Annotated in this window: 3 protein-coding genes and 1 pseudogene; 2 read left to right on the top strand and 2 right to left on the bottom strand. The window is 69.8% G+C overall.

Features of this window, described 5'->3' with window-relative positions:
- Together AC08OQ_RS18755 and AC08OQ_RS18750 are read right to left on the bottom strand one after the other, a co-directional pair.
- On the bottom strand, window positions 1-674 hold a 674-nt coding region (locus tag AC08OQ_RS18755; protein ID WP_476612272.1), incomplete at its 3' end, for a hypothetical protein.
- A 569-nt stretch (window positions 675-1243) separates the two neighbouring features.
- Entirely contained in the window at window positions 1244-1993 is a 750-nt protein-coding gene (locus AC08OQ_RS18750) for a hypothetical protein (protein WP_476605889.1), read from the bottom strand.
- Window positions 1994-2039: 46 nt separating this feature from the next.
- Between AC08OQ_RS18750 and AC08OQ_RS18745 the strand changes: the two genes are divergently transcribed.
- Window positions 2040-2432, top strand: a complete 393-nt coding sequence (locus AC08OQ_RS18745; RefSeq protein ID WP_476605890.1) for a hypothetical protein — start codon at window positions 2040-2042, stop codon at window positions 2430-2432.
- Window positions 2433-2553: 121 nt separating this feature from the next.
- Window positions 2554-3144 (top strand): annotated as a pseudogene (locus AC08OQ_RS18740) (serine/threonine-protein kinase); the annotation flags it as partial.
- Window positions 3145-3152: the final 8 nt, after the last annotated feature.

The following is a 3152-nucleotide window of genomic DNA, read 5'->3' as shown; positions in this document are numbered from 1 at the left end:
ATCAGCGACAGATCAAGCTGGGGCAGCAGAGCCCCGAGCCCGAAGCAGACGGCGGTCGTCGTGATGGTGATGCCGAAATCACTGGGGGTGCCGGGTGACAGTAGCCGGGTGGCTGAAAGCGCGAAGATGACGAACAGGCCGACCCCGCAGCCGGCGGGCACGAACCGCAGGCCGCGTTGCCACCAGGTGGCCGGCACTGCATGGCGGCCGAGCGGGAGTAACGCGACGGCCCAGAGCAGCCCCATCAGGACGACAAGCCCGAGGCCGAACAGCCCGTAGATGGACAACAGCGATCCGTGGATGTCGGCGGTTCCCGACACCTCGGCCACCGTGTGCAGGTCCGCGCCCCGGATCGCCACCTCCACCGGCATCAGTCCGGTGGCCCGGCCGTCGAGGTCGCGCATATCCAGGTCGACGGTCCAGTTCGCCGATCCGCGGGCCGGGATGGTTGTGCGCACCCGGGTGTCGTAGTCGAAGAAGGTGAGGCCGAGCATGGTTCCGCTCAGCCGTACCGAGTCGACGGGGACGTTCGACCGGGTCAGGTTCTGCACGCTGACCACCACGCGGGCGACCGCACTGGCTCCGAGGACCACGTTGTCCTCGCCGAGGGGCTGACCGTCGACGGTGACGCCGAGTTCCACCCCGTCGTCCGCCGCATGGACCGGAGACGCCATGGGTAACATGAGCCAACTCAGGCACGCCGTCAGGCAAACGGCGACAAAAATACTTTCCCGCGCCGACCTCTCCGTCAGCAATCTGACATTCACCGCTTCCCCCCGTGGCCCGGATGACCGGCAACGCGACTGTTATCCCACCGATCGTCGTATGGTGGGGCTTCCGCCTAACGTGCATCACGTTGTCTCCGCCGGTCCGGGGCAGGCCGCCGGCAACGGGCGTGTTGCCAGCCGCACCCGGGGGGCGCTCTGGTGTCTGGCCATCGAGTATCTGGTCGATTCGTGCGACGGCCGTCGCGCGGTCTGGTGCCGACGGTGTTTGTCGTTGTGCTGTTCCTGGTCGGCGGGGCCGGCGTCGCCACGGCGATGGTCAGTCCCGAGACGTCGACCGGGACATCGACCGAGGCGTCGTCGGGGTCCATCTCCCCGTCCCCAGCCACCTCCCCATCCCCAATCCGGTCCATCTCCCCGTCCCCGCTGCCGACCGCCTCCACGTCCCCACCGCCCATGCCGAAGCCGGTGCCGAACCCGGTACCGAACCCGGAGACCCCCAGCGGTACCCCGTCTCCCTACTCAGATCCGAGTACGACGATCTGCCCGTCGGGGACGACGACGGACGCTGGTGGGCGCTGCACGCCCAGTTCGCCGGCCTGCCCGGCCGCGGCCACGGGCAATGCGGGCGGCCCCTGCGACCAGCACGGTCCGGCCTGCCCACCGAGCACGCCTCGATCGGCCGACGCAGCGGCGTCATCACCGCCGAACGGTGCCTGCCCACAACCCCGGTGCGCCTCCGGGCCGGCGTCGGTGTCGACATCAATGCCAGGTACAGATACAGGTACAGGATGTGATGGCGGCGGTCCCCAGCAATGCACGACGCCGGCCCCCGCGTTGCCGCTCGGCCTGGTCGACGCGATGCCCTGCCCCACTCCCACGGAGGACACGGAGACCACGTCACCTCCCATCACCTCGTCCCCGGTCACCGACTCCACCAAGCCGGGCTCCAATGGGGAGAAGGAGACCTCGGTTACCTGTCCGGACGGGTCCGTGCGCCGATCGGCCGACCAGTGCCCCTTGCCGCAGAAGGCCTGCCCCGGTTCGGTGGTCGGCGTCGCCGTGGGCGAAGCCTGCCCGCCGCCGCGGCCATCCCCGCCGGTTCCGGTCGTCTGCTGGGACGGTTCCGTGCGCGCGGCGACGCTCGACTGCCCCGCCGGGCGCCGGCTCTGCCCCGGCGGCCTCGCGGTTCCGCTCGACGAGCAGTGCGCGGCACCCACCCCGTCTCGCTGCCCGAAGGGGACGGTGCGCGTGCTGGGCGTGTGCACACCCGTGTCCGAGCCCGGCGGGTCCGAGCCGGATGTGGGGGAGCCGGTGGCACGCGAGGCACGTCCCGGTGAGCTGTTGTTCGACCGGAGCGCCGTGACGGCTGGAGATACGCTGTTCGCCCGGGGTACCGGCTGCAGACCCGGGTCGCAGGCCATGCTCACCGCGGGCGGCGAGCTGGTCGGACGGACCGTTGCCGACCAGGACGGCACGTTCGAGACCGTGGTCCAGTTCGCCAGCTTCCAGCCGGGTTACCGTCCGGTCACCGCCGCCTGCGGAGCTAACCTCACCGCCGGTATAGACATGGTGCTGGTCTCCGCGGACACCAGCGATTCGCCTCCATCGGTGCTGCTTCCGCTCTTCTTGGCGCTGTCGTTCCTGGCCGTGCACTACCAGATAGCGGCCCGTGGACGTCGGCGCGCCAGGTCGCAGCGCCGTTAGGTGCCATGCGCCGCCAGACATTACCGGGTGTTGCCGGGTGTTACCGGTGCGGGTGGACTGCTGACCGACACCCTTGAGAACCTCGGGATCCTCGACAACCTCGGGCGGGAGTGATCATCTAATGTCCCACCCACCCGGCCGGAGTGGACCCGCGGACCGACCCGCGGATCATGCTGCCTCCGAACCGACCGAGGTCGGTCCCTATCGGCTGGTGCGGCGTCTCGGCGCGGGTGGGATGGGGAGCGTCTACCTGGGGGAGAACACCGCCGGTGGTCTGGTCGCGGTCAAACTGATCCGGGCGGATCTCGCCCGGTTGGCCGAGTTCCGCAGCCGGCTCAAGCAGGAGGCCGACAACGCCCGGCGGGTCGCTCGTTTCTGCACGGCGGCGGTCCTCGACGTCGACATCACCGCCGATCCGCCTTATCTGGTGACCGAGTACGTCGACGGGCCGACGCTGTCCGAGGCGGTCGGCACGCGCGGCCCGTTAACCCCGGCGGAGCTTCATCAGCTGGCGGTGAGCATGACCACCGCGCTGATGGCGATCCACCAGGCCGGACTCGTGCACCGGGATCTGAAGCCGTCCAACATCCTGCTGTCCCGGCTCGGACCGAAGGTGATCGATTTCGGTATCGCGCGCGCCCTGGACTCTGCGACGGTACTCAGCGGGGATCGCCAGCTCGGGACGCCGGCGTTCATGGCGCCGGAACAGGCCTGAGGGCC

The organism is Frankia sp. CcCS3 (assembly GCF_977927575.1).
The sequence above is the reverse complement of the archived record's forward strand: the minus strand, read 5'-3'. Positions and strand labels throughout refer to the sequence as shown.